Below are 3,057 nucleotides of genomic sequence, written 5' to 3'. Positions count from 1 at the left end.
AATTACAGGGTTTTTGCTCGCGTCCGTTATTCAGTGTCTGGCATGACACCACCCACCCAAAGTTGTGGTGGGGATGGTTGTTGCCTGGTTTTTGTCGGTGGTGTTAGCGGTGGGGTCACGCCCGGTCCCATTCCGAACCCGGAAGCTAAGTCCACCAGCGCCGATGGTACTGCACTCGGGAGGGTGTGGGAGAGTAGGTCGCCGCCGGCATAAATAATTGTTGGTGGGTCGTGGTTGCTATTTCCCCGTGTGTGGGGTGGTGGCCGCGGCCCGCTTTTGTTTTACCCACAAGCAAACAACATTCAATCGATAGATGTCGTAGCTTATGTCTCGGTGATAGCCATTGATTTTGCTTGGTTGTGGGTATTTGGAAGGGGCCCGGTGCGCAGTAGACCGGTCGCGGAGGCTCCTCGAATTCTGGCTCTTAGCTTGGTGGCGTGTGCGATTCATCCATTGCACTTCTGTGACTATCACCGCCACTCATCCCTACATACTGATACCCCAGTCCAATTGAGGCTTTATTACCAAGCTGTCCAAATAGGGAGACATACGCTTACTTAGTAGTCAGCTCTGATCTTCGACTCGTACCTACGAGATGCTGTGGCGGCGTCCTCGATCACGCCAAAAGAAAATCCCGTATAGGTGAGGTATTGCCTGCGCCCATACGGGAGGGTGTCGTATTTAGTTAAGTTAGCCCTGTCTGGGATTAAGCTATGCAGTCGCGCTAATCAAAGTACCGAGGTTAGTTATTACTGCTCGGCTTAGCCGACGGGACGTCTCCGTAGCCGTCGTGGTCCTTATCTTCAGAGTTAATACCTCCGCGGAAGGTGTCGTGAGCACTCGGAGTAACGGCGTGCGGTGCACGGTCGGCGGTGTTGAACAAAAGATTCAAGATGATAGCAGCGACGGAACCTACGCAGATACCTGAAGCCATAAACGTTTGCGCCCATGCCGGTAGTCCGGAGAATAGTTCGGGCGATACAGCAGGAAGTAATGCCAATGCCAACGGAATACCCACGACAATCACGTTGGATTCAGTGAACGTAACCTTGGATAGAGTGCGGACGCCCGATGCTGCGACCATACCGAACAAGGCGATACCGGCACCTCCCAAAACTGGAGCTGGGATAGCGGCAACGAGAGCGGCCGTCTTTGGAATCAAACCCAGGATCAGCAGCATTCCACCTGCAGCTGCGGTAACCCATCGGGAACGTACGCCCGTGATGGATAGGACGCCAATGTTCTGGGCAAACGCCGTGTATTGGAAGGTATTGAAAATACCGCCAATTACGGTCGCAGCACCGTCGGCACGCAGTGTGTCGGCAATACGGTGATTATCAATCTCGGATTCGGTAATCTCGCCGATTGCAAGTACGTCGCCAGTCGCTTCGACCATAGTCACAAGCGAAACAATGCACATGGCAAATACAGCCGAGAGGACGAATTCAGGCATGCCAAAGTAGAATGGATGCGTCAACCCGAAGACTGGTGAGTCCTTAGTTCCAGACCAATCCACCATTCCCAATGGAATGCATAGCAGCAATCCGGAGATCATGCCCACTAGAACGGCAATGCGGGCGAGCCATTCTGGTGCCCATCGCTCAATACTGAGAATTAAGACCAACACAAACGCAGCTACTGCCAAGTTTTGAGGTGCGCCGAAATCTGGAGTGTCCTTGACTTCAGCACCGCCACCAACCCAGTCGGCTGCGACTGGCATAAGCGTCGTGCCGATAATCAATAGCACCGTGCCAGTGACCAACGGCGGAAATAGGCGTAGAAGCGACGCAAAAAGCGGTGCAAAGAGCAGCATGAAAATGCCCGATGCAATCACCGAACCGTAGATTGCGGGTACGCCGTATTGCGATCCGATAGTAACCATCGGAATCGCGGCAGAGAAGGTACAGCCCTGAATCAGTGGTAGTCGCACACCAAATCGCCAAATACCCACCGACTGTACGATGGTGGCGATGCCTGCAACAAACAGGTCCGCAGCAATTAGGTGCGGAATATCGGACGGGGACATACGCCCGGCATCCACAAGTGCCCAGCCCACGAAAAGCGGGACTGCCACCGCGCCTGCATACGCGGCGAGCACATGTTGAAAGCCGAGTACAAGCAGTTTCACATGGCCCGGATACTCATCGACCGGATGAACCGTCTGAGTATCGGTCTTCGTTGATGTAGTCACAGTTCGACTTTAGTTCCCTAGTCCAGGTTTTCCTCACTGGAGCTTTCTATTGGGGTGGTTTCGCTCCATCTCGCTTTACGACGAAGGCCTCGAGACTTGTCACTTTGCTGAGATAACTCGTGAGTGTGCGTAAGAAGCCGGTGAACGAACGCATTGCCGAACAGCTTTAAGTGAAACTCTAGGGTTATGGTCTTCTATTAGCTCGAAAGTACCCAAGAAAGTCATTGTGACCTGGGGGTTCGCTTTATGTGTGAAGTGTGTGTAATGTATCCGGGGTCAGCGCGACAGGGCGATGTGATTGCTTGTTGTGGTGATGTGGGGGAGAGTTTACTTTGTATTCACGGTCGGTTTGACTTGTGTTTGCAGTGAAGGTAGAGTCTTCTTCTGCTGCTCACGTGGTGGTTGCCCTGGTTGGGGTGGTTGTCTTCGTGGGTGTGTGTTGTGTGAGAACTCAATAGTGTGCCGATGTACTAACTAATACTTTTTTGGGAAAGTGCTTGTTTGGTTGTCGTTTGCGTGTGTGTTGCTGGTGGGTGCCAGGGGCCTTTGTTTGTTTTGGGTCCTTTTGTGCTTGCGGGTGATGGATTGCGTGGCGGCGCCTTGTTTGGGTGCTTTTCGCGTGGTTTTTTCATTTGTGGGAAAGATCATGGTTGTTCTCTTCTTTTTTGGCCTCGTCGGTTCGAAGGGGAGAATGTTTTATTTTTGGATAACGGCCAGGCCGCATGCATTGTTTGTGTGTGGTGGTTGTTTGTCTGTTTTTGTCAGGTTTTTGGGCCTTTCATTGTTTTTTGATTCTTCTGATTTGAAGGGTTTTTGATGGAGGGTTTGATCCTGGCTCAGGACGAACGCTGGCGGCGTGCTTAACA

At 52.2% G+C, this 3,057-nt stretch carries 1 protein-coding gene and 1 rRNA gene; one reads left to right on the top strand and one right to left on the bottom strand.

Going from position 1 to position 3,057, the window contains the following annotated elements:
• Nucleotides 1-93: 93 nt before the first annotated feature.
• A 5S ribosomal RNA gene (rrf, locus tag QP982_RS10600) occupies nt 94-210 on the top strand.
• 532 nt (nt 211-742) lie between these two features.
• Here rrf and QP982_RS10595 read toward each other — a convergent pair.
• A complete protein-coding gene (locus QP982_RS10595) occupies nt 743-2,191 on the bottom strand; it encodes a nucleobase:cation symporter-2 family protein (protein WP_284870541.1) in 1,449 nt (482 codons plus the stop codon).
• Between the last annotated feature and the right edge of the window lie 866 nt (nt 2,192-3,057).

The organism is Corynebacterium sp. MSK019, from assembly GCF_030232425.1.
GTDB classification, from domain to species: domain Bacteria; phylum Actinomycetota; class Actinomycetes; order Mycobacteriales; family Mycobacteriaceae; genus Corynebacterium; species Corynebacterium jeikeium_D.
Note: the sequence above shows the minus strand (reverse complement) of the source record. Positions and strands in the feature narration are given on the sequence as shown.